At 71.5% G+C, this 253-nt stretch carries 1 protein-coding gene; it reads left to right on the forward strand.

Translation table 11 applies throughout. The annotated features are described in order from the left end of the window. A partial coding sequence (locus SB772_RS43520; RefSeq protein ID WP_410838968.1) for a M20/M25/M40 family metallo-hydrolase occupies positions 1–253 on the forward strand: 253 nt, incomplete at both ends.

Genomic DNA, 253 nt, shown 5'->3' on the forward strand with positions numbered 1-253 from the left:
GCACGGGCGTGGTCGGGCGTCTGCGTCGCGGCAGCTCGACGCGCGCGTTCGGTCTGCGCGCCGACATGGACGCGCTGCCCATTCAGGAAAGCACCGGCCTGCCCTACGCGAGCACCGTCGCGCAGACCATGCACGCCTGCGGCCACGACGGCCATACGGCCACGCTGCTGGCCGCCGCGCATCACCTCGCCAGCGCCGATTTCAACGGCACGCTCAACCTGATTTTCCAGCCCGCCGAGGAAGGCCTGGGCGG

The organism is Paraburkholderia sp. SIMBA_030 (genome assembly GCF_046535245.1).
In the GTDB taxonomy this organism is placed as follows: Bacteria; Pseudomonadota; Gammaproteobacteria; order Burkholderiales; family Burkholderiaceae; genus Paraburkholderia.